We start from the raw sequence: 21,886 nt of genomic DNA, 5'->3' as shown, positions 1-21,886 counted from the left end.
ATGAGCAATGCAATCAAGCAGTCAGGTGCATACCTGGAAATCGTATCGTTCCACCTGGGCGACCAGGAATTCTGCATCGATATCATGGCAATCCGCGAAATTCGCGGCTGGGCGCCGGTCACGCCGATGCCGCATACGCCGCCTTATGTTCTCGGCCTGATCAACCTGCGCGGTGCCGTTATCCCGGTCATCGACATGGCCTGCCGCCTTGGCATGAAGATGACCGAGCCGTCCGAGCGCGCGGCGATCATCGTGACCGACATCGCCGGCAAACTCGTCGGCCTTCTGGTCGAACAGGTCTCCGACATGATGACGATCAAGAGCGAAGACCTGCAGCCGGCACCGGAAATCATTCCGGAAGCCCAGCGCGCCTTCTGCCGCGGCATTGTCGCGCTCGAGAAGTCCATGGTCTGCTTCCTCAACCTCGACACGGTCATTGCCGACGAGCTGGCACAGGCTGCCTGATCTGACTGAACAATCTTCCCAAGGCCGGCCGCGCCATCGCGCGGCCGGCTTTCAGCGTTGAACTAGTCTCAGACGAGATGAAATAAAGCACCAAGCCTTCGCGATACCCAAGAAATTCGTTTAAACGATATAAATATTTAATTATTCTTTCGGAACCGAACAATCATCTAGCCGTTTCTCCAGTGCTTCCAACGAGGCAGAGATTTCCGAAGGGAATAAAGGAGAAATACTATGAACACCGCAATTAAACTTGCCCTTGCCAGCGCCATGTCTGTTGCCTCGCTTTCCGGCGTCGCCCTTGCCCAGACCGCAACAACGCCGATGGTAGACAGCACCACCACCGCCGCCACCACGACTGAAGGCGTCAGCATCGTTCGGCTCGATAGCCTGGACAACGACCAGAACCGCCAGGAACATACCCGTCTTGAGCAGCTCGCCAATGACCAGGCAGCCATGGCAGAAGCCCAGACCGCAGTGAGCTCGGACCCGGCCGTAGCCCAGGCCCTGCAGGCTCAGAGCGTTGAGGCGATGAACGTTATCGAAGTGCAGACCGCTGCAAACGGCGGCAAGATCGTCTACGTCAAGTAACGACATGAACGATCAAAGATCGAAGCCCTGGAGCCCGCCGGCTCCGGGGTTTCTTTCATATGGGATCAAGGCTTGCCTTTGGTCCAGACCACCGCTTGATCAAACAAAGGGACAGTCGAAATCGCCATTTTGGCCGACCCCTCGACGACTTGCCGCGAATGGGCCAGGTAGATCAAGGTGTCGTTCGTCTTGTCGTAGATTCGGTTGACGTAGAGCGACTTCCAGATGATCGACCTCCCCTCGCGGAAAACCTCTTCGCCCCCGTCGGACAGATCGATATCACCGATTTCGATGGGGCCCGTCTGACGGCAGGCGATCGAATTGTTCGAAGGGTCCTCGAACCAATTGCCGTTGCTGAGCCGATCAATCAGCGAGCGGTCGAAATAGGTCACATGGCAAGTGACGCCCTTGACTTGCGGGTCATTGATGGCCTCTACGATGATATCGTTGCCGACCCAGTCCACCCCGACTTTCCCGACAACCTCTGCACATGCAACAGCGGGCACGAGGCCAAAGACGAGGGCCGCACCCAAATTGAGCAATCGATTTTTCAGTGCCATGCAGACCTCCATTGGAATACCTCCTGAGAAGTAGGCACTCACAAAGACGTTACAAGGCGCGGCGCGATGGCTTTGCTACCGAACAGGCCCGATAGCCTTGCGGATGCAGCATGCCCGGGTTGAGGCCGATCAACCGGGCCAGATCCATTACATGGTCAACACCCTTGTCGCGCGTCATGGCAATCGCCGCGGATGCGCAGACAACGGCATCTTCCGCCGCATTATGATGGATGAAGCGCAAGCCAAGGTGACCAGCAAGAATGTTGAGCTTGTGCGATGGCAGATGTGGCCAGACCTTCTGGGCCAATTTGACCGAACAGAGGTAGTTGAAGCTCGGATACGGCATACGATACCCATCCAACGACGCGCGCCAAACGGAAAAATCGAACGCCGCATTATGCGCGATCATCGTCGCACCCGCAAAGTCGTCGGCGAACTCATCCATGACCTCTGGAAACTCGCCGGCGTCCTCGACATGCTCGGGGCGAATGCCATGAATTGCAATGTTGAAGGAGGAAAAGCGCATGGATCTCGGCCGGATCAGCCGTTCTTCGACCCGCACGACAGATCCGCCCTCAATCCAGGCAAGCCCCACAGAACAGGCACTGCCCCGCTCTTCGTTGGCGGTTTCAAAATCGATGGCAATGGTCTTGCCGCTGGGTGCAGATACAGTTGACATGCGTGTCGCATAAACCTTCACCCGGATTCGGACAACAACCGAGACCGATCGACGGACCGCGCAATGCAGTTGACAAGAAACCCAAGCCAGACGACCATCGCGCCATGATTGCAAACAGAAAGCCACTGGTAGTGCTTCATCTGACCACCTTTCTCATGGGGAAACGGTGCGGGAAGCGTGTGTCTGGAAGCTGATTTGCCTTCATACCCGCCAACCCTGCACAAGCGAGCAGGGTTGCAAAATGCCTCTGCTCCTCAACACCTGAAAGGAGCAGACATGAAAGACATCCCATCTTCCCATCCGGTTTCCCCTGGCGCCCGATGGCCAGCGGGCCTGACCATTCGTGCGATACGACCTGACGATGCAGAGGAACTGGCGGCGCTGCAGAGCCTTCCTGGCTGCCGATATGGCACACTGCGGATGCCCTACCCTTCCCCGTCCAGCGTCAGGAAACATATCGACGATCTGGACGAACACTCGGTATCGCTGGCGGGCTTCATCGACCATATCATGGTCGGCAATGCCGGGCTTCATCGGTATCAAGGGCGACGGAGCCACGCCGCCAGTATCGGCATGGGAGTTCATGACGCCTATCAGCGGCGTGGAATTGGAAGGGCTCTGCTGGGCGAACTCGTCGCCATTGCCGACAACTGGCTCAACCTTCGCCGACTGGACCTGACAGTCTACACCGACAATCTGGCAGCAATCACCCTCTACGAAAGCTTCGGCTTCGAGCGGGAGGGCATACACCGCGACTACGCCTATCGCGATGGCGCCTTTGTCGACGCACTGGTGATGGCAAAAGTCCGCAAGGTGTGATCGCTGGCACCTCAGCCCAGGCTGAAGGACCGGCATACAGGCCCTCAGCCTTCATCATAGTCAGCCTTTTGGCGTGCTGCCCTCTATACTTTCTGGCAATGTGCAGCTAGGAACGGCTCAACATACCCGCACATCGCGGATGAGGCCTCGTGGCCAGCAGTTTCAACGCATTTCGAAAGACCCAACCGATGACTGATTTTGACGGCATCGTCCCGGCGATCGCCGAGGCCTTGCGCAAACGTGGCTATGACACCCTGACGCCCGTGCAGCAGGCGATGATTGACCCTGAGCTGGAAACGCGCGACGCCCTCGTGTCTGCTCAGACGGGTTCCGGCAAGACCGTGGCCTTCGGCCTTGCCATGGCACCGACGCTGTTGGGTTCGGATGAACGCTTTGGTCGCGCCGGCGCCCCGCTTGCGCTCGCCATCGCGCCGACGCGCGAATTGGCGATGCAGGTCAAGCGCGAACTCGAATGGCTGTATGCGGAAGCCGGCGCGATCATCGGCTCCTGCGTCGGCGGCATGGATGTGCGCACCGAACGCCGTGCGCTGGAACGTGGCGCCCATATCATCGTCGGCACGCCCGGCCGCCTGCGCGACCACATCACCCGCAATGCGCTCGATCTGTCGCAGCTGCGCGTCGCGGTGCTCGATGAGGCCGACGAGATGTTGGACCTCGGCTTCCGCGAAGATCTCGAATTCATCCTCGAGGAAGCGCCGGATGATCGCCGCACCCTGATGTTCTCGGCGACGGTTCCGCGTTCGATCGCCGATCTGGCCAAGAGCTACCAGCGCGATGCCCGGCGCATCGAGACCGTGTCCGAAAAGAAGCAGCATGTCGATATCGAATATCGTGCGCTCGTCGTGGCCAATCCGGACAAGGAAAACGCCATCATCAACGCGCTGCGCTTCTACGAAGCACGCAACGCCATCGTCTTCTGCTCGACCCGCGCAGCGGTCAATCACCTGACGGCACGCCTCCACAATCGCGGCTTTTCCGTCGTCGCCCTCTCCGGCGAGCTGTCGCAGAACGAGCGCACCCACGCGCTGCAGGCCATGCGCGACGGTCGCGCCCGCGTCTGCATCGCAACGGACGTCGCTGCGCGCGGCATCGACCTTCCGGGCCTCGAACTTGTCATTCACGCCGACCTGCCGACCAATTCGGAAACCCTGCTGCATCGCTCGGGCCGCACGGGTCGCGCCGGCAACAAGGGCGTCTCCGCCCTCATCGTGCCTGTCGGCGCACGTCGCAAGGCAGAGAGACTGCTGGGCGGCGCGAATGTTCGCCCCACGTGGGCCCTGCCGCCGTCCGCGGACGAAGTTCAGGCCCGCGATGATGAACGACTCCTGGCTGACCCGTCGCTGCAGGACGCACCGAACGAGGACGAGGCTGCCATGGTGGAGACGCTGATTGCGACCCATGGCGCAGAGAAGGTCGCAGCAGCTTACCTTCGTCTGCAGCGCGTCAACCGTTCCGCGCCTGAAGATCTGATCCCGATCAACATCGAACAGCAGCGCAAGGCCCGCGAGAACGACGATGCGTCCAAGGCGCCGCCACGCCCGCGCGCCGAGCTGGGTGCCAGCAAGTGGTTCTCGGTTTCGGTTGGCCGTCGTCAGAGCGCAGAGCCACGCTGGCTGATCCCGATGCTTTGCCGCAACGGCAACATCACCAAGAACGAGATCGGCGCGATCCGCATCCAGCAGGAAGAAACCTTCGTCGAGATCGCCGAAGATGGTGTCGAGACCTTCCTGTCTGCCGTGGGCCAGAACATGACGCTCGAAAAGGGCGTGCGGATTGCGCGCGTCGAGGGCGTACCGGATTTCAACGCTCCACAGAAAGAGCGGGCACCGCGGCCGCCGCGTGACGACCGTTCCGCTGAAGACGGTCGCGATAAGAAGCCTTACGGCGCAAAGAAAAGCTTCGGCGACAAGAAGCCCTTCGGCGACCGCAAGCCGTATGACGGCAAGAAGAAGGACGACAAGGCCTGGGGCGGCAAGCGCCAGGACCAGATGGCGGCCAAGGATGCCGAAGTCTGGGGTGATGCTCCCTCACGCGGCCCGAAGGGAGAGCGTGACAGGCCCGCCGGAAAATTCCAGGCAAAACGGCCTTCGAATGCAGCGCAGCGGGATGGCAAGCCATCCCGCCCTGACAAGCCGGGCTTTGCAAAGAAGTCGCCAAAACCGCGCAGTTAAGCGCGCGTAAGCTCTGGGCCCCACGCCCCGACACCATTGAGTGGGGCGTGGAACAATTTCACCATGCCCGCATTCCTCCACGCAGAGAATGCAAGGGGGCAGACGTGAATAGCATCACAAGGTCAGACCAGGTAGCGTTCGAGGAGCGCTATCTTCGCGGACTGGCAAGGGGCCTGGCAGGGGCCCTTTTGTTTTCGCTGCCGATGCTGATGACCATGGAAATGTGGCATCTGGGCTTTTCAATTCCTAAGGGCCGGCTGCTCCTGCTTCTTCTCGTCAATCTGCCGCTTCTCGTTCTCTTGTCGCATCGCATCGGCTTCGAGCGCACGATAACCTGGCGTGACAGCGCGCGCGATGCCGTCGTCGCCTATGCCATGGGGATAGTGGCAAGCGCATTCATCCTCATCCTCCTCGGCGTCATCACCTTCGACATGCCGCCCCGGCAATGGGTGAGCATGGTCGGCATCCAGGCTGTCCCGGCCAGCATCGGCGCGTTGCTTGGCAGAAGCCAGCTCAGCATGGCTGAACCGGATGATGAAGATGACGACGCAGACCGCAGCAGCCCTGGCGATGACAATACGGCGGGTTACGCCACAGAATTATTTATGATGGCCGTCGGGGCTTTGTTCCTGTCGTTGAACCTGGCGCCAACAGAGGAAGTGATCCTCATTGCCTACAAGCTTACCCATTGGCACGCCCTTGCCCTGATCTGCGTTTCCCTCATCATCATGCATGGCTTCGTCTATGCGGTCGCCTTTCGCGGGAGCCATCAAGCTGGGCCAGAAGATGGTGGTTGGAAAGCATTCCTGCACTTCACGGTTCCAGGATATGCCGTCGCGTTGATGGTTAGCCTTTATTCGATGTGGACCCTGCAAAGCATCGATGACCTCGCAAGCATCGAGATCCTGCTTGGCGTGATCGTCCTGGCCTTTCCCGCCGCCATAGGCGCTGCCGCCGCGCGTTTGATCCTCTAGGACCGCCAATGACCGACAATAAAGACATGAAACGAAGCTCGAAATCCACCGGAAACTATTGGGTTCAAACCATCATCGGCATTCTCTCCGTCCTCCTGGTCAGCGCCTTGATCGGCTGGATCACCATCGATCTTTTCGACTCGAACGAGACCCCTCCCGACCTGTCCGTCGAGACCACCCATGTGACGAAGGTGGGTGCGGGGTGGCTTGTGGAGTTTGAAGTCACCAACACAGCAAGCGAAACGGCAGCCGAAGTCGGGATTGAAGCGGACCTTTCCACGAATCGCGAAAAAGTTGAAGAGGCCTCGGCGACGCTGGACTATGTGCCAGGCCACTCGACAGCCCGCGGCGGTTTGTTTTTTAGCCAAAATCCCGCGGAATTTGAGCTGGAAATCCGTACGGTCGGCTACCGCAAGCCGTAGAATTCAGTTGCGCGAACGCAATCAGTGGTTTTACATTTACCACGCGTTAATCTGTTACCCCCTAAAAATCACCCACGAGTATTGCTTAATCAGGCGGTGGCTGGCGCCCACCTATCCGGTGGCCAGCAGCAGCCGTGTGCAAAAATCCCAACGTGTACCGGTCGCCACTCCGGTCGCACGGTTCCCCTTTTTGAACACCTCATTCCGTGAAGAAAATCGATGCTGAAGAAACGTATCGAAGCCTGGATCATCAACGACATCGGCCTCACCGAAATGGACAACTGGAACCAGGTGATGCGCTTCGCGCTGCGCCTCGCCATGCGCGTGACGGCTGTCGCAGTGGTGATGGTCTCTTGCATTTTGCTCGCGATGGACAAGCTCGGCTGGCTGATAATCCCGTTGCCGCGCGGCCTTCTGATCGGCACCGGGATTGCGAGCGTCGTTGGTTTCAACCTGACCATGATCTGTTCTGTCTATCTGGGTCATGCCGTCGTCCACATGGCCCGGACGCGACTTGAATTCCAGCAACTGAGCCGGACAGATATGCTGTCTGGGCTCTTGAACCGGCGAGCTTTCATCGATGAAGTCATGGCCACAGAACGGGGCCATCTGTTGATCATCGACATAGACCGCTTCAAGCAGATCAATGATCGTTACGGACATATCGCCGGAGACGATGTGATTAGAAACATTGCTCGTCTGTTCTTAACGGCGATCGAACCGCCTCACCGATTGGCGCGAATTGGTGGCGAGGAGTTTGCCATTTTGCTGATCGGGCTGGATCAAGCCGAAGCCATCGCCACGGCAGAACGACTAAGACGTTGCGTAGCAACCACGCCGGTGGATGTACAGAACCACACGATAACCGTCACGCTGTCGGGTGGACTGGCAGATCTTACGCCGCTTCGCGACTTCTCTGCCGCTTATGCGGCGGCAGACAAAGCACTGTATTTCGCCAAGGCCGGCGGGCGAAACAGGATGCACCACGAAAGCGAAATCAGGCACTACATTCTCGATCAGGAACCGCCGCTCTTCCCCGGCGCCGGCATCCTCGACCTGGCAGTGGCAGCGCAGTCAAGCTGAAAGAAAATCCAGCCACTCCTCTTCCGTCATGACGGTGACGCCAAGCTCGCGCGCTTTTTCAAGTTTCGATCCGGCGCCTGGACCGGCAACGACATAGTCGGTCTTTTTCGACACCGAGCCTGCGACTTTCGCGCCCAACGCTTCCGCTCGCGCCTTGGCTTCTTCGCGGGTGAAGCGCTCCAGAGATCCTGTGAACACGACGGTCTTGCCGGTGATTGCGCTCGCCTCGATCGTGGTCGTGTCATTGTCTTCAGGCTGCACTTCGCGCAGCAGCCTTTCGACCACATCCAGGTTTCGAGGCTCCTTGTAGAACTCGACGATGGAAGCCGCCACCACCTCACCGATGCCCTCGATGGCATTGAGCTCGTTCCACGCCTCACCGTGCCTGGGTGCTGCGTCCTTCATCGCCTCAGCGAAGGCGCTGTAGGAGCCATAGGTGCGCGCCAGAAGCTTCGCCGTCGTTTCGCCGACATGGCGAATGCCGAGCGCGAAGATCAAACGCTGCAGCGATATCTGCCGACGCGCATCGATGGCGTCGAACAGCTTGCGAACGCTTACCCGACCGAAACCCTCGATATTTTCGAGCTTTGTCAGCGACTTCTCCTGCCGCTCTTTCAGCGTGAAGATATCAGGCGCAGTGCGAACCGTAAGCGAAGGATCTTCGCTTTCAAAGAAGAAGTCGATCTGCTTGGTCCCCAGGCCTTCGATGTCGAAGGCATTGCGCGAAACGAAGTGCTTCAGATGCTCCTTGGCTTGCGCACGGCAGACGAAGCCACCGGTGCAACGCGTGACGGAATCAAGCTTGCCGGTCTTCTCGTTCTTTTCGCGGACAGCGTGACTGCCGCAGACGGGGCACTTTGTCGGGAACGCATATTTCTCCGAGCCCGCCGGACGCTTTTCCGGCACGATGTCCAGCACTTGCGGAATGACATCGCCTGCCCGCTGCACGATGACGGTGTCACCAATGCGGATGTCATGATCGAGCGCACGAATGCGCTGGCCGGAATTGCCGATACCCTCGATATAGTCGGCATTGTGCAACGTCGCATTGGTCACGACGACACCGCCAACCGTCACCGGGGTAAGCCGCGCGACGGGTGTCAGCGCACCCGTCCGTCCGACCTGGATATCGATTGCCTCCACCGTGGTGAAAGCCTGTTCGGCGGGGAATTTGTGGGCCGTTGCCCAGCGCGGCGAGCGCGAGCGGAATCCCAGCCTTGCCTGCAGGTCAAGCCGGTCAACCTTGTAGACCACGCCGTCGATATCATAGTCGAGTGCCGCGCGCTCCAGACCGATCGCATCGTAATGGGCAAGAATCTCCTCAATCGAAGACAGACGGCGCATCAGCGGGTTCACCGGGAAACCCCAGCGCGCGAATGTCTGCACCATGTCCCACTGGGTGCTGGCCGGCATCTGCGAAACCTCGCCCCAGGCATAGGCAAAAAAGCGCAGCTTGCGGCTGGCGGTCACCTTGGCATCAAGCTGGCGGAGCGATCCGGCTGCCGTATTGCGCGGGTTCACGTAGGTCTGCTTGCCCTCCGCCTCCATCTGCGCATTGAGCGCCAGGAAATCCGATTTCGCCATATAGACCTCCCCGCGCACCTCAACGACGTCAGGTGCATCGTCAGGCAGCGTCTGAGGGATATCGCTGATCGTGCGAATGTTCGCAGTCACATTTTCGCCGGTCGTGCCATCGCCCCGCGTCGCCGCCGTTATGAGCTTGCGGTTCTCGTAGCGCAAGGACATCGACAGGCCGTCAATCTTCGGCTCTGCCGTGAACGCAATCGAACCGTCGGGCATCTGGCCAAGGAAGCGATAGACAGAAGCAACAAAATCGCGCGCATCGTCCGCCGAAAAGGTGTTGTCGAGCGACAGCATCGGGCGGGCATGCACGACCTGAGAGAATATCCCAGCGGGTGCAGACCCGACACTGTCTGCAATCGCCTTCTCAAGACCAGTAAGACTGGTTGAAAATGTTAACAAATCGTCTCGAACTATTCTCAGCCCATCAAATGCAGCATCCGAAATAATAGGACTGTCGTAGGTATGATACTGAGAGTTACAAAAACCAATAAAATCATTGATTATCGCAATTAGCTCAGTAAGCTTCCCTTCATTTCGAAGAAAGAAATTCCTGATTAGGTTCACTCTTTTTTCGGGATCCTCCTGCTTAATTTTTGAATGAAAATCATAGACCTTATCCAAAACGCGATCATATCCGCGAATATACATATTCGCTAGCGTCTCAACAAACCCTGCCTTGTAAAGATTTGGCTCCAACAATACATAGTCATCCGCAATCAGGTTTAGCTTGTCTGCAAGCTCCTTTGGACTAGACTTTTTCTTCTGCTCACTGGCGGGACGCGGTGGTCCAGCAAATTTTGCATGCAGCTTGTAAAGCCTCTCAACGAGTTCGGTAGTCAGAGTTACATCCACGCTATGTCGATCCCGCATTGATCAGCTCCCTGCCACCATAGGCTATGACTAGATTCCCTCGGGAATAAAGTCTTCAAACGACCCTCTCGATATCTAGATGCGCAACAAGCGGCAAGTGATCCGATGCAACCCGTGCCAGCACGCTGTCATGCACGGTCAGCGTCCTGATCAGATCAGCGCGATTGGCCATGATGCGATCGAGCGAAAGGACAGGCAGCCGCGCCGGAAAACTCGGGATTGCCGGCGGCAGCGGTCCAAAAACCGGTTCAAGCCGGGTCAGCGCCGAGCCCTTGCCAAGCCGCCATTCGTTGAAGTCACCCATCAGGATCGTTGGTCGATCATCGCGGTCATTCAGCAAATTGAGGATCGTGTCTGCCTGCTGTTTGCGCGCCCAGCGCAGGAGACCCAGATGGGCGGCGACAATGCGCAAGCCAGCACTGCCACTCAGATCGATCTCGGCCACCAGCGCGCCGCGCGGCTCCAGTCCAGGCAGAGCAATCTGATGCACATCGCTGACCACCCCATGACGAAAGAGCAGCAAGTTGCCACGCCAGCCATGCGACTTCGGGCCGGTCACGATCGGAACCGGGACCAGGCCAGTTTCAAGGCGCAGCCGGTTGAGATCAAGCAGGCCAGACCGCTCGCCGAATCGCTTGTCCGCTTCCTGAAGCGCAATGACGTCGGGAGAAATTTCTCGGATAACCTCGATGATACGGCCGGGATCAAACCGTCCATCGGCGCCCACGCATTTGTGCACGTTGTACGACGCAACCGTCAGCGCGCGCTGTTGGTTGGGCCCGACCTGCGAGGGAATATCGCGCACGCTTCGCCGATTGCGCAATGTGGTGAGCAGGGTTCCTGCAAGACTCTGGCCTCTCTTGTCCGTCACGATGGGCGACATCTCCTCACATTTCGGTCACGGCCAAGATAGGCGCCGCCCTCGTCAAAGATAGGGCGATCCCAGCCAAAACAAGCGGTCCAGAAGACGAACCGCCGTCGGCCTTGACCGCAAGGCCTCGGTAGTCAGTGGCGTTGCCTGCGCCACCAGGTTATCGATCCGTCCGCCGACCTGCTCGGCAAGCGCGCGGTCGAAGACCTCAAGGTCAATCTCGAAATTCAGACGAAGCGATCTCGCGTCGAGATTGGACGAGCCGATAAAGCACCATTGCCCATCCACCACGATCAACTTCGAGTGGTCGAACGGGGCCGCAGACATATAGACCCTGCAGCCTTCTTTCAGCACGTCATCGAGTTGCGCCAGCATCGCTCGACCGACAATCGCCAGGTTGTTCTCGGCGGGAATGACGATTTCAACCTGGACGCCACGACGCGCGGCCGTGTTAAGCGCTGAAAGAAAAATCGTATCCGGCAGGAAATAGGGCGAAACGATGCGGATCGAATGCTCCGCGACAGAAAATGCGCCGAGCAGCATCTTCAGATTGGTTTCCAGATGCGAATCGGGACCGGAAACGATGGCACGCATATAAGCCCCTTCGCCCGGTACGGCATTGGGAAGCCGCACGCGCCATTCAGGCCCGACCAGTAGCTCCTTTGTCTCGAAATGCCAGTCCTCGGCCGCCACGGCCAGCACATCGGCAACAATGGGTCCGCTCACCCTGAAATGGGTATCACGGGCCGCGCCTTCCCCGGTAAATCCGGCGCGAATATTCATGCCACCGACAAAGGCAACTTCGCTGTCCACCACCAGGATCTTTCGGTGAGTGCGCAGGTTCGCATAAGGGAGCCTCAGACCGGCAATGACCTTTCCATTGAAGGTGACGACGGGTACACCGGCGTCTTTCAGGTAAGCGATAATGCTCGGCACACTGTACCGCGCACCGACCGCATCCACGACCACCCGCACGACGACACCGCGTCTGTGGGCGCTGATCAGACTGTCCGCGATCCGCAATCCGATCGTGTCGCGGTCAAAGATATAGGTTTCGAGGATAATGCTGGCCTCAGCGCGATCGATCGCTGCCTGCATCGCCTCAAAGGTTACATCGCCGGTCGGAAGCAGCGTGATGTGATTGCCTGATGACAGCGGATGACGGGCAACGCGATCCCCCAAGCCTTTCATCTGGCCAAAACGTCCACCGAACTCCTCGGCAACGACTTCACGACTGATCGCGTAAAGCGACAGATCTCGCCAGATCTCGTCAAGGGCAAGGCTTCGCCGGTGCACGACACCGGCACGCCGGATACGATTGATGCCAGCGACGCCATAGATCAGCGCGCCGACCAGCGGCGACAGGATGATGATGCCGACCCAGCCGAGCGCGGAACGCACCTCGCGCTTGGTCATCGCCGCATGCACAGCGGCAATCGTTCCGAGAACCACGGACAAGAGCGCAAGAAGTTCTGCCCAGTAGATTTGAAAGGTCTCAATCATCGGCACATCTGCGCTGCGGGTTACGGCTTAACTCAAAGCGCATAATGCGCGGCCCAGCGGCGAGTTCAAGCCTCGCCATCGAGGAGCTTGGCAGCAGCGGCGCGCGCTTCCTCGGTCACTGAGGCACCCGCCAGCATTCGGGCGATTTCCTCTCTGCGGTGCTCCGGTGTCATGATCGCAACCCGTGTCGAGATCTTGTCCCCGGCCTCGCCGCTTGGCCCCTTGGAGATGAGGAAATGCGTACCCGCTCTTGCCGCCACCTGCGGTGCGTGCGTGACGGACAGCACCTGCACTGTATCGGCCAGGCGCTTCAACCGCTGCCCGATTGCATCCGCCACGGCGCCACCCACCCCGGTGTCGATTTCGTCAAACACTAGCGTCGGCGCTGAGCCACGATCCGCCAGCGCCACCTTCAGCGCAAGCAGGAAGCGCGAAAGCTCGCCCCCTGAAGCAACCTTGAGGATGGGTCCTGGCCGCGTCCCCGGATTGGTCTGCACGTGAAATTCGATCGTGTCGATGCCCTCGGCACGCGGCTCGTCTGTGTCAGTCGCGATTTCAACCATGAACCGCGCCCGCTCCAGCTTCAACGCTGGCAATTCCGCCATCACGGCATCGGCAAGCGCGGATGCCGCATTATGGCGCTTCTCCGACAACGAGCGAGCGAGCTCGTCATAATGCGCACGCGCCTCGCGAGCCGCCGCTTCCAGCTGCCCCAAGCGCTCTTCGCCAGCATCGAGATCGGCAAGGTCTGCGACCATCTTCTCGGCAAGCGCCGGGAGATCCACAACGGCCACCGAATACTTGCGTCCGGCGGCGCGGAGCGCAAACAGCCGCTCCTCAACCCGTTCCAGCTCGCGGGGATCGAATTCCGTACGGCGCAGGGCAGCCTCAACTTCCATCTGCGCGGACGACAAGGTGTCGAGCGCGGTTCCCAGCAGTTGAACGGTCTCTTCGAGCAGGCCCGGCGCCTCGTGGCTCTTGCGCTCCAGCCGCCGCATCATCGACGCCAGCAGCGGCACAGGCGAAGCATTGCCGTTAAGAAAGTCGGAGGCTTCCGCGATGTCGCCGGCGATCCGCTCGGACTTCTGCATCCGCGATCGCGTCTCAGCCAGGCTCTCCTCTTCGCCGTCCATCGGCGAAAGGGCTTCCAGCTCCTCGACAGACGAGCGCAGATAATCCGCCTCCCGTGCGGCCGCTTCCACCTTCGCCTTATGTGTCTTGAAAGATCGTTCAGCCTCCCGCCAGCGACGGAAACTTTCGCCAACGGTCAAAGCGTCATCGGTGAGCCCGGCAAAGGCGTCGAGCAGGATGCGGTGCGTATCCGTATCTGTCAGAGCCCGATCGTCATGCTGGCCGTGGATCTCGACCATCAACTGGCCGACCTGGCGCATCAGCTGAACGGAGACCGGCTGATCATTGATATAGGCCCGCGTCCGGCCATCGGCGGACTGGACGCGGCGAAAGATGAGGTCGCCGTCATCATCGACGCCATTGCCCTTGAGAAGCGTGCGCGCCGGATGGCTTCCGGCGACGTCGAACACTGCCGTTACCTGCCCCTTGTCTTCGCCGTGACGGACAAGGGATCCATCGCCTCGTCCGCCAAGAGCAAGCGAAAGACTGTCGAGCAGGATCGATTTGCCCGCGCCGGTTTCACCGGTCAGAACGGACAGACCTGCCTCGAAAGACAGATCCAACCGTTCGATCAGGACGATATCGCGGATCGACAGTTGGACCAGCATGGGTTCAAGGTCTCACGTGCGAAAGGAATGGCCTCAAGAGCCGACGAGCAGGTTGCGGCCAGCGCGTGCGATCCACGAGCCTGCATTTTCGCGCGGCTCAAGCCCGCCCTTCTGCAGAAGCTTGTAGGAATCGGCATACCACTGGCTGTCCGGGTAGTTGTGACCGAGAACGGCGGCAGCCGTCTGGGCTTCCTGGACAACGCCCATCGCGAAATAGGCCTCCACGAGACGCGCCAGCGCTTCCTCGATCTGGTTCGTCGTTGGATACTTCTCGACGACCGTGCGGAAGCGCGAAATGGCGGCCAGATATTCCTTACGCTCGAGGTAATAGCGACCGACCTGCATTTCCTTGCCGGCGAGCTGGTCGCGGGCAAAGCGGATCTTGGCCTGCGCGTCATCGACATATTCGGAGTCAGGATAGCCGTCGACGACCCGCTGCATCGCTTCGATCGTCTTGACCGAGCTGCGCTGATCCTGGGTCACGTTGGAGATCTGCTTCCAGTGCGAAAGCCCCACCAGATACTGCGCGTACGCCGAATCTTCCGATTCGGGATAGAGCTTGAGATAACGCTCTCCGCTGGCAATCGCATCCGCGTAACGGCCCATGCGATACTTCGTGAACGTGCTCATCACGAGCGATTTGCGCGACCATTCCGAGAAGGGATGCTGCGCATCGACGGCATCGAACTTGCGCGATGCTTCCGTCATCTTGCCGGCCTTGATATTGGCCAGACCCTGATTGTAGAGCACTTCCGGCGGATCCGTCTCGGCCGCGAGCTTCGTAATATCGAGGTCAGGATCGCTCTGGCAGCTGGCGAGAACGCCCGCTACGGATACCATGACACACAGGCTTGCAACACGCGCGGCTTTCTTCACAACAACCGATCCTACTTGCTTCATTCGAAAGATCCCGACTGCAGCGCCGTATTGAACCGTCGCCTCCACCCGAGTTTCTAGCCACAAATGCGGCATCAGGGCAACGCAGTGATGGCCATTTAACGCAATTTTATGGCATCACCCCAAGAAACTGCCGGCGGGCAGCCAAAGAGATCAAAAGAAATGCCGGCCCAGGTAGAGCCGGCACTGAATTTTTGCAGCCAATTGAACAGAGTTATGCCGACCAGGGCGCGAATCCCGCCACCTGAACCGGCACAAATTCCCGCGCACGCACCCGTATGTCGCGGCTCGGTGCTTCCACCACTTCATAGGCGGTCGGATCGCTCAACAGCGCCTTCAGCGCATTGGCATTCAGCTTGTGCCCGCCGCGATAGGAACGATAGCACCCGATGAACTGCGCCCCGGCCAGCGCCAGGTCGCCGACGGCATCAAGCGTCTTGTGACGGACGAACTCGTCCTTCTCGTAGCGCAGACCTTCAACATTGATGACCGTATCATCATCGGAAATGACCACTGAATTCTCAAGCGACGAACCAAGGGCAAAACCGGCAGCCCAGAGGCGCTCGACGTCGCGCATGAAGCCGAATGTCCTGGCCCGCGAAAGCTCGTCCTTGAAGCTCTGCGCGGTCAAATCGCCTGCCCAGGTCTGGCGACCGATGAGTTTGCTGTCGAAATCGATCTCGACTTCAAACCGAGTGCCGTCATACGGGCGGAACTCCGCCCACGAGGCACCCGCCTCGATACGCACCGGCTTGATGACGCGGATATAGCGACGCTTCACCCCGAGATTGACCATCCCGACCTGCTCGATTGCATCGATGAAGACTTCGGAACTGCCGTCCATGATCGGCATTTCCGCGCCGTCGACTTCAATCACGACATTGTCGAGGCCAAGCGCATAGATGGCAGCCATGACGTGTTCGATGGTGGCGATGGAATGCGCCGGTGAGGTGCCGAGCACGGTGCAAAGGTCCGTATTGCCAACATGCGCGGAGACTGCCCGGTATTCGCTGATGCCACCATCCTCGAGCTGGCGGACGAAGACCACACCCGTACCCGCCTCGGCCGGCTGAAAGGATATCGTCACCGTCTTGCCGGAATGCACGCCCGTTCCGGTCAAGGAAAACGGTGCAGCGATGGTGGTTTGAAATCCGAGCAGTGCGATTGCCATTCTAAATAGCCTTGTCTGGGTCCCGCTCCGGCGCCCTAGAGGGCACCTCGGGACAAGTCATGTAAAGACGTTGGTAACGTCTATGTCATGCTCATACATGACGACCGTCGACTGATAGATCAAATCACTGTTTCTTTCGCTGTGTTACGAAGCCAAGAGGCTGAAAATACGAAAGATTTCCCCCGGTCTTTTGATGGGTTTGAAAACGAAAAACCCGGGTCTGGGACCCGGGCTTTCAATCGCGATAGTCGACTCGCTCAGTTGGTCTGGCGACGAAGGAAAGCCGGGATCTCCAGCTCGTCACCTTCGCTCGTTGCGCGAGCGGGTGCTGCACGACCGTGATCGTCCAGCGTGCCCCGGCGCGGTGCATAAAGGCTCGCCTCCGCCGAGAGCGGACGACGCTGCTGGGATGCAGCCGACGGAGCCGAACCCGTCATGTCACCCATGACGTCTTCATCCTGATGGCGGCCAAGCGAGTTGGTGATTCGCTTGAGGAGACCCATCGGGCCGCGCTCGTCCTGGGCAGCAGGCGCTGCCATCTGGCCGGTGCGGTGATCAAGTTCGGCGCGGACAACCGGTGAGAAGTCGTCGACCTTCGGCATGCGGATCGGCTCAGGAGCCGAATGCTGCATCGGTGCCGGTTCCATGTGCATCGGCGCGAGCGGTGCCGGAGCCTGCATGACAGGCTGGACTGATGCCAGCGGAGCCGGAGCAAAGGGCTGCGTCATCTGCGGCGCGGGTGCCGGTTCTGCCGGAGCGGAGAAAAGCTTGCTGGCAGGGCGAAACTCTGGTTGAGCCGGCTGCGGTGCAGCCATTGTCTGGCGGGCCACAGCGATCTCGAGTTCGCGTTCCATTTCAGCTTCAGCCGAGCGGATGGTTTCAGCGACCGGGTCCATTCCGGTCTTGGGAGCCTGCGTCATTGCAGGCTGATATGCGGCCGCCGCCGAAGCAACGGCCGCGGAGGGACGCATAGCGGGCTTTGCGACCGGAGCCGGTTCAAAACCACGCGCAGCCATCGCTGCACGGTCGATGCCGGTGGCGACGACGGAAACGCGGATGATGCCCTCAAGCGCTTCGTCGAAGGTTGCGCCGAGGATGATGTTGGCATCCGGATCGACTTCTTCGCGAATACGGGTGGCCGCTTCGTCGACTTCGAACAGGGTGAGGTCACGACCACCGGTGATGGAGATCAGGAGGCCCTGGGCGCCCTTCATGGAGGTTTCGTCGAGCAGCGGGTTGGCGATGGCAGCTTCGGCAGCCTGCATTGCGCGGCCTTCGCCGGATGCTTCGCCAGTGCCCATCATCGCACGACCCATTTCGCGCATGACGGAGCGAACGTCGGCGAAGTCGAGGTTGATCAGGCCTTCCTTGACCATCAGGTCGGTGATGCAGGCAACGCCCGAATAGAGAACCTGGTCAGCCATGGCGAACGCGTCGGCAAAGGTCGTGCGATCGTTGGCGATGCGGAAGAGGTTCTGGTTCGGAATGACGATCAGCGTGTCGACGGACTTCTGCAGTTCCTCGATACCCTGTTCGGCAAGCCGCATGCGGCGACCACCTTCGAAGTGGAAGGGCTTGGTCACGACGCCAACCGTCAGAATACCCTTGTTGCGGGCGGCCTGCGCGACGACAGGAGCAGCACCGGTACCGGTACCACCACCCATGCCGGCGGTAACGAAGCACATGTGGGTGCTGTTGAGATGGTCGATGATCTCGTCGATGCATTCTTCGGCAGCCGCGCGACCGACTTCCGGCTGCGAACCAGCGCCCAGACCTTCGGTAACGTTAACGCCGAGCTGGATGATGCGCTCCGCCTTGGTCATGGTCAGCGCCTGGGCATCTGTATTGGCGACGACGAAATCGACGCCCTGCAGGCCAGCAGTGATCATGTTGTTGACGGCGTTACCGCCGCCGCCGCCGACACCGAAGACGGTGATACGGGGCTTCAGCTCAGTGATATCTGGCTTCTGCAGCTTGATGGTCATGGTACCCGTTCCTTCTTTTTCCGGCCGCATCGCCAAGCCGGCCATGGTATTTCAACAGATTTCCCTTGGCCGAACCTTGTGGTCCGGCCGCTAACTCAAAAACTCTCTTTCAGCCACTGGCCCATGCGGGCGAACCGGCTGTTTCCGTTGCCGAAGGGCGAGAACAACCCGCCCTGGCCGGCATGTGTCTCCTGGTCGGCCATCTGCGGGTAGATCGCCAGACCCACCGCCGTCGAGAAGGCCGGCCCCTTTGCGGCCGCCGGAAGGCCCGACACGCCCATCGGACGTCCGATCCGGACATTGCGCGCCAATATCCGGCGTGCTGCATCCGGCATGCCCGTCAGCTGGCTTGCACCGCCGGTCAGCACCACCCGCTTGCCGACAACAGGCGAAAAACCGGAGGCCTGGATCCGATCGCGCAGCAATTCGAGGGTTTCCTCGACGCGCGCACCGATGATCCGCGTCAGCAATGCCTTGGGAACCTGGATCAGCTGGTCGCGATCATCCTCACCGATCGGTGGGACGGACACGACTTCGCGATCATCGGCGCCATTGGCGACAGCCGAACCGTGAACGACCTTCAAGCGTTCTGCATCCTCGATACGGGTCGAAAGCCCGCGCGCCAGATCGGTGGTCACATGATGACCGCCAATCCCGATGGCGTCCGTATGGATCAACTTGCCTTCAGCGAAGACCGAGATGGTGGTCATGCCACCGCCCAGATCGATCGCCGCGCAACCAAGCTCCACCTCGTCGTCGACCAGGGCTGCAAGCCCACTGGCGTAAGGCGTGGCAACCACACCCTCGACGGTCAGATGCGCGCGGTTGATGCAGAGCTCGAGATTACGCAGCGCTGCACGTTCGGCCGTGACCACATGCATGTCGACGCCGAGGACGTCGCCATACATTCCAAGGGGATCGCGGATTCCCCGCTCGCCGTCAAGCGAAAAGCCAGTCGGCAGCGAATGAAGTACGGCGCGGTCATTGCCCTGCGACTGCTGACCTGCAGCAATCAGGACCTTGCGCAGGTCGGAACCTTCAACTTCCTGGCCGCCAAGATCAATCGTGGCGGTATAGACGTCAGACCCGATCCGGCCAGCGGACACGTTGACGATGAGGCTCTCGACCGTGAGGCCAGCCATACGCTCGGCCGCATCGACAGCCAGGCGGACGACGTTTTCGACCGCATCGAGATCAGCAATGACGCCACACTTGACGCCAAAGGACCGCTGATGGCCAAGACCGATCACTTCCACATTGTGGGTGCGGCCCGGCAGGACATTGCTTTCACGCCGCGGCGTCAGCCGTGCAATCAGGCAGACAACCTTGGTTGAACCGATGTCCAGCACTGAAACGACATGCGCCCGCTTCGAAGAAAGCGGCTTTGAACGCGGCAGACCGAAAGAAGAGCCACCAAAGATGTTCATATGTTCTGCTCCTCTTTCTTGAGAAGCTTCCGGCGCTCTTCGAGCACCGCAATGCGCCGCTCCTGCGCCTCGGGGGTCAGGCGAACCGTCACGCGATCCGGGAGCCTGAGGTCGATCGCCGCGACATCGCGAGCGAGAACCTGCTGCTCCTTCTCGAAGCGATCCAGCAAGGCAAGCGCCTCGGACACACCCTCTTCCGGCAGGCGCACAATGATACCGTTGTCCATATGCACATCCCACCGACGACCGCCGACGCGAACGAAAGCCTTCACGCGCGATGCGATGGCCGGGAACTGCGAAAACTCTTCATCCACTTCCGCTGCAGCCGTTTCTGCGTCACGGCCGACAAACAGGGGCAGCGAAGCAAACTTGTTGTCGCGCAGCGGCGCAATCACGCTGCCCGAACGCTCAATCAGCGAGAGGTCATTGCCATGCTGCCAGATGCCGTATGCCTGGCGCTCACGCAGCATGATTTCAACCGCCGCCGGATAAACCTTGCGGATCTCGACCGATTCGACCCAGGGAAGCTCGGCAATAGCCGCGCGAGCACCGGCGATATCGAGGCCAAGCAGACTGGTGGAGCCATCCAGGCCAAGCAGCTGCAGGATATCGATTTCCGACGTGTGCTGATTGCCGGAGACCCTGATGTCCTCGACGGCAAAGCCTGCAGTCGAGGTAACAGCTTCGGCAACAGCCGGGGCATGACCGCCGAGTACCATACCGTGCAGACCGACCGCAGAATAAAAACCGACCAGAGCAAGCTTGCCGATGTGGCGCGGGAAGACGATCCGCCCCGCACACAGGCTGAGGACGAAGCGGACAACGCGACGCAGCGGCCGAGGAAGCACGACCCCCTCGCCTGTCGCGGCCTGATAGCCGTCACCACCATACATCGACTTGTTGCCGTTCACCGAGAACACGAAGCGTCCTCCACCATCCAACGCAGAAATTCACCAAATTCGAAGCCCGCATGCGCCGCCATTTCTGGCAGCAGCGAGGTTGGCGTCATTCCCGGCTGATTGTTCAGCTCCAGCCAGATCAGATCACCATCCTCAGAGACCCGGTCGTCGTAGCGAAAATCTGAGCGACTCACTCCACGGCAACCGAGCGCCCGATGCGCCCTCAATGCCAAGTCTTGTATTTTTTGGTAAATTTTCGGTGAAATTTGCGCCGGAAGCACGTGCTCCGAGCCGCCAGCGACATATTTAGAGTCGTAATCGTAAAACGAATGACCGAGCGGCACGATCTCGGTCACGCCGAGCACGCGATCCCCCATGACGCCGCAGGTCAGCTCGCGACCGCCAACATAGCGCTCAACCATGACCTGATCGCCGTAGCCCCACTCGCTCGACGTCACGATCTGCGGCGGATGCGCCATGTCCTCGCGCACGATGACAACGCCGAAGCTTGAGCCTTCGCGAACAGGCTTCACCACGTAAGGGGTCGGAATGGGATGGTCCGTGCCGATATCGAAGCGGCTCATCACCACAGCTTCGGCGACCGGAATACCGGCCTGCGCAGCAACGATCTTTGCCTGACGCTTATCCATGGCCAAAGCCGAGGCCAGCACGCCGGAATGCGTGTAAGGGATTTGAAGATATTCGAGGACGCCCTGGATCGTGCCGTCCTCACCATAGGGACCATGCAGCGCATTGAAGGCCACATCCGGGCGCAATTCTTCCAGCACGCGACCGATGTCGCGACCGACATCGACTTTCGTGACGCGGTATCCGACAGCCTCCAGCGCCTGGGCACATGCATTTCCCGAGGACAGGCTAACCGGCCGCTCGGAAGACAATCCACCCATCAAAACCGCTACATGCATGCCACTCATCAACGCCTCGCAACCTGTTCGAAAATCTGTTCAGCGACTCATGGGCCGCACCGACTTTCTGCAGGATCAGTTCAACAACATTAAGGTTAATGAAACGTTTACTTTCGTTAACCAGAGGCAGTTGAAGCGTGAGCCGTCATTGATCTGTCACATCAAAAAACGTCGATAGATATCTGAAAGATAATGCCTCAAAGAGAAAGCTGTTAAAGCCAGTCAGGAGAAA

Annotated in this window: 19 protein-coding genes; 7 read left to right on the top strand and 12 right to left on the bottom strand. The window is 59.6% G+C overall.

Going from position 1 to position 21,886, the window contains the following annotated elements:
* Both FAA97_RS01180 and FAA97_RS01175 read left to right on the top strand, forming a co-directional pair.
* On the top strand, positions 1 to 465 hold the full coding sequence (locus FAA97_RS01180) for a chemotaxis protein CheW (protein WP_006725961.1): 465 nt from the start codon (positions 1 to 3) through the stop codon (positions 463 to 465).
* A gap of 231 nt (positions 466 to 696) precedes the next feature.
* On the top strand, positions 697 to 1,053 hold the full coding sequence (locus FAA97_RS01175) for a hypothetical protein (protein WP_136596702.1): 357 nt from the start codon (positions 697 to 699) through the stop codon (positions 1,051 to 1,053).
* A 65-nt stretch (positions 1,054 to 1,118) separates the two neighbouring features.
* Here FAA97_RS01175 and FAA97_RS01170 read toward each other — a convergent pair whose 3' ends face one another.
* Both FAA97_RS01170 and FAA97_RS01165 read right to left on the bottom strand, forming a co-directional pair.
* Positions 1,119 to 1,613, bottom strand: a complete 495-nt coding sequence (locus tag FAA97_RS01170) for a CreA family protein (protein WP_136596701.1) — start codon at positions 1,611 to 1,613, stop codon at positions 1,119 to 1,121.
* 49 nt (positions 1,614 to 1,662) lie between these two features.
* The gene (locus FAA97_RS01165; protein WP_136596700.1) at positions 1,663 to 2,292 is read right to left on the bottom strand and encodes a 3'-5' exonuclease; all 630 of its coding nucleotides are present in this window, start codon (positions 2,290 to 2,292) and stop codon (positions 1,663 to 1,665) included.
* 276 nt (positions 2,293 to 2,568) lie between these two features.
* Between FAA97_RS01165 and FAA97_RS01160 the strand changes: the two genes are divergently transcribed.
* The 5 genes from FAA97_RS01160 to FAA97_RS01140 all read left to right on the top strand — a co-directional run bounded on the left by FAA97_RS01160 (position 2,569) and on the right by FAA97_RS01140 (position 7,782).
* Positions 2,569 to 3,111: a GNAT family N-acetyltransferase gene (locus tag FAA97_RS01160; RefSeq protein WP_136596699.1), complete on the top strand. Its 543-nt coding sequence runs from the start codon at positions 2,569 to 2,571 to the stop codon at positions 3,109 to 3,111.
* Between the two features lie 188 nt (positions 3,112 to 3,299).
* Complete coding sequence (locus tag FAA97_RS01155) at positions 3,300 to 5,303, top strand: DEAD/DEAH box helicase (protein ID WP_136596698.1); 2,004 nt, start codon at positions 3,300 to 3,302, stop codon at positions 5,301 to 5,303.
* A 104-nt stretch (positions 5,304 to 5,407) separates the two neighbouring features.
* Positions 5,408 to 6,277, top strand: a complete 870-nt coding sequence (locus FAA97_RS01150) for a TIGR02587 family membrane protein (RefSeq protein ID WP_136596697.1) — start codon at positions 5,408 to 5,410, stop codon at positions 6,275 to 6,277.
* 8 nt (positions 6,278 to 6,285) lie between these two features.
* Positions 6,286 to 6,699 carry a TIGR02588 family protein gene (locus FAA97_RS01145; protein WP_136596696.1) on the top strand — a complete coding sequence of 138 codons (414 nt, stop codon included), beginning with the start codon at positions 6,286 to 6,288 and terminating at the stop codon, positions 6,697 to 6,699.
* A gap of 219 nt (positions 6,700 to 6,918) precedes the next feature.
* Positions 6,919 to 7,782 (top strand): GGDEF domain-containing protein, encoded by an 864-nt coding sequence (locus tag FAA97_RS01140; protein WP_136596695.1) that lies wholly within the window; start codon positions 6,919 to 6,921, stop codon positions 7,780 to 7,782.
* Here FAA97_RS01140 and ligA read toward each other — a convergent pair.
* The 10 genes from ligA to FAA97_RS01090 form a co-directional block, all read right to left on the bottom strand.
* Positions 7,774 to 9,876 (bottom strand): NAD-dependent DNA ligase LigA, encoded by a 2,103-nt coding sequence (gene ligA, locus FAA97_RS01135; protein WP_425467400.1) that lies wholly within the window; start codon positions 9,874 to 9,876, stop codon positions 7,774 to 7,776. The genes FAA97_RS01140 and ligA overlap by 9 nt on opposite strands.
* A 415-nt stretch (positions 9,877 to 10,291) precedes the next feature.
* Positions 10,292 to 11,107 carry an endonuclease/exonuclease/phosphatase family protein gene (locus FAA97_RS01130; protein ID WP_246041309.1) on the bottom strand — a complete coding sequence of 272 codons (816 nt, stop codon included), beginning with the start codon at positions 11,105 to 11,107 and terminating at the stop codon, positions 10,292 to 10,294.
* 54 nt (positions 11,108 to 11,161) lie between these two features.
* Positions 11,162 to 12,610: a phospholipase D-like domain-containing protein gene (locus FAA97_RS01125; RefSeq protein ID WP_136596692.1), complete on the bottom strand. Its 1,449-nt coding sequence runs from the start codon at positions 12,608 to 12,610 to the stop codon at positions 11,162 to 11,164.
* A 65-nt stretch (positions 12,611 to 12,675) separates the two neighbouring features.
* Positions 12,676 to 14,349, bottom strand: coding sequence for a DNA repair protein RecN (recN, locus tag FAA97_RS01120; RefSeq protein WP_136596691.1), 1,674 nt, complete (start codon positions 14,347 to 14,349; stop codon positions 12,676 to 12,678).
* 33 nt (positions 14,350 to 14,382) lie between these two features.
* A complete protein-coding gene (locus FAA97_RS01115) occupies positions 14,383 to 15,249 on the bottom strand; it encodes an outer membrane protein assembly factor BamD (RefSeq protein WP_136596690.1) in 867 nt (288 codons plus the stop codon).
* Between the two features lie 211 nt (positions 15,250 to 15,460).
* On the bottom strand, positions 15,461 to 16,417 hold the full coding sequence (lpxC, locus tag FAA97_RS01110) for a UDP-3-O-acyl-N-acetylglucosamine deacetylase (RefSeq protein ID WP_136596689.1): 957 nt from the start codon (positions 16,415 to 16,417) through the stop codon (positions 15,461 to 15,463).
* 257 nt (positions 16,418 to 16,674) lie between these two features.
* Positions 16,675 to 18,402, bottom strand: a complete 1,728-nt coding sequence (gene ftsZ, locus FAA97_RS01105) for a cell division protein FtsZ (protein ID WP_136596688.1) — start codon at positions 18,400 to 18,402, stop codon at positions 16,675 to 16,677.
* Positions 18,403 to 18,497: 95 nt separating this feature from the next.
* Positions 18,498 to 19,829, bottom strand: a complete 1,332-nt coding sequence (gene ftsA, locus FAA97_RS01100) for a cell division protein FtsA (RefSeq protein WP_136596687.1) — start codon at positions 19,827 to 19,829, stop codon at positions 18,498 to 18,500.
* The gene (locus FAA97_RS01095; RefSeq protein WP_136597670.1) at positions 19,826 to 20,722 is read right to left on the bottom strand and encodes a cell division protein FtsQ/DivIB; all 897 of its coding nucleotides are present in this window, start codon (positions 20,720 to 20,722) and stop codon (positions 19,826 to 19,828) included. The genes ftsA and FAA97_RS01095 overlap by 4 nt, the downstream gene beginning before the upstream one ends.
* Positions 20,723 to 20,736: 14 nt before the next feature.
* On the bottom strand, positions 20,737 to 21,663 hold the full coding sequence (locus FAA97_RS01090) for a D-alanine--D-alanine ligase (RefSeq protein ID WP_136596686.1): 927 nt from the start codon (positions 21,661 to 21,663) through the stop codon (positions 20,737 to 20,739).
* Positions 21,664 to 21,886: the final 223 nt, after the last annotated feature.

The sequence above is a fragment of the Peteryoungia ipomoeae genome, from assembly GCF_004912165.1.
In the GTDB taxonomy this organism is placed as follows: Bacteria; Pseudomonadota; Alphaproteobacteria; order Rhizobiales; family Rhizobiaceae; genus Allorhizobium; species Allorhizobium ipomoeae.
Note: the sequence above shows the minus strand (reverse complement) of the source record. Positions and strands in the feature narration are given on the sequence as shown.

What these genes read in the sequence shown, in the direction of transcription:
- FAA97_RS01180 (WP_006725961.1), top strand. Translation starts at nt 1, where the DNA reads ATGAGCAATGCAATCAAGCAGTCAGGTGCATACCTGGAAATCGTATCG.
- FAA97_RS01175 (WP_136596702.1), top strand. Translation starts at nt 697, where the DNA reads ATGAACACCGCAATTAAACTTGCCCTTGCCAGCGCCATGTCTGTTGCC.
- FAA97_RS01170 (WP_136596701.1), bottom strand. Translation starts at nt 1,613, where the DNA reads ATGGCACTGAAAAATCGATTGCTCAATTTGGGTGCGGCCCTCGTCTTT.
- FAA97_RS01165 (WP_136596700.1), bottom strand. Translation starts at nt 2,292, where the DNA reads ATGTCAACTGTATCTGCACCCAGCGGCAAGACCATTGCCATCGATTTT.
- FAA97_RS01160 (WP_136596699.1), top strand. Translation starts at nt 2,569, where the DNA reads ATGAAAGACATCCCATCTTCCCATCCGGTTTCCCCTGGCGCCCGATGG.
- FAA97_RS01155 (WP_136596698.1), top strand. Translation starts at nt 3,300, where the DNA reads ATGACTGATTTTGACGGCATCGTCCCGGCGATCGCCGAGGCCTTGCGC.
- FAA97_RS01145 (WP_136596696.1), top strand. Translation starts at nt 6,286, where the DNA reads ATGACCGACAATAAAGACATGAAACGAAGCTCGAAATCCACCGGAAAC.
- FAA97_RS01140 (WP_136596695.1), top strand. Translation starts at nt 6,919, where the DNA reads ATGCTGAAGAAACGTATCGAAGCCTGGATCATCAACGACATCGGCCTC.
- FAA97_RS01125 (WP_136596692.1), bottom strand. Translation starts at nt 12,610, where the DNA reads ATGATTGAGACCTTTCAAATCTACTGGGCAGAACTTCTTGCGCTCTTG.
- recN (WP_136596691.1), bottom strand. Translation starts at nt 14,349, where the DNA reads ATGCTGGTCCAACTGTCGATCCGCGATATCGTCCTGATCGAACGGTTG.
- FAA97_RS01115 (WP_136596690.1), bottom strand. Translation starts at nt 15,249, where the DNA reads ATGAAGCAAGTAGGATCGGTTGTTGTGAAGAAAGCCGCGCGTGTTGCA.
- lpxC (WP_136596689.1), bottom strand. Translation starts at nt 16,417, where the DNA reads ATGGCAATCGCACTGCTCGGATTTCAAACCACCATCGCTGCACCGTTT.
- ftsZ (WP_136596688.1), bottom strand. Translation starts at nt 18,402, where the DNA reads ATGACCATCAAGCTGCAGAAGCCAGATATCACTGAGCTGAAGCCCCGT.
- ftsA (WP_136596687.1), bottom strand. Translation starts at nt 19,829, where the DNA reads ATGAACATCTTTGGTGGCTCTTCTTTCGGTCTGCCGCGTTCAAAGCCG.
- FAA97_RS01095 (WP_136597670.1), bottom strand. Translation starts at nt 20,722, where the DNA reads ATGTATGGTGGTGACGGCTATCAGGCCGCGACAGGCGAGGGGGTCGTG.
- FAA97_RS01090 (WP_136596686.1), bottom strand. Translation starts at nt 21,663, where the DNA reads ATGAGTGGCATGCATGTAGCGGTTTTGATGGGTGGATTGTCTTCCGAG.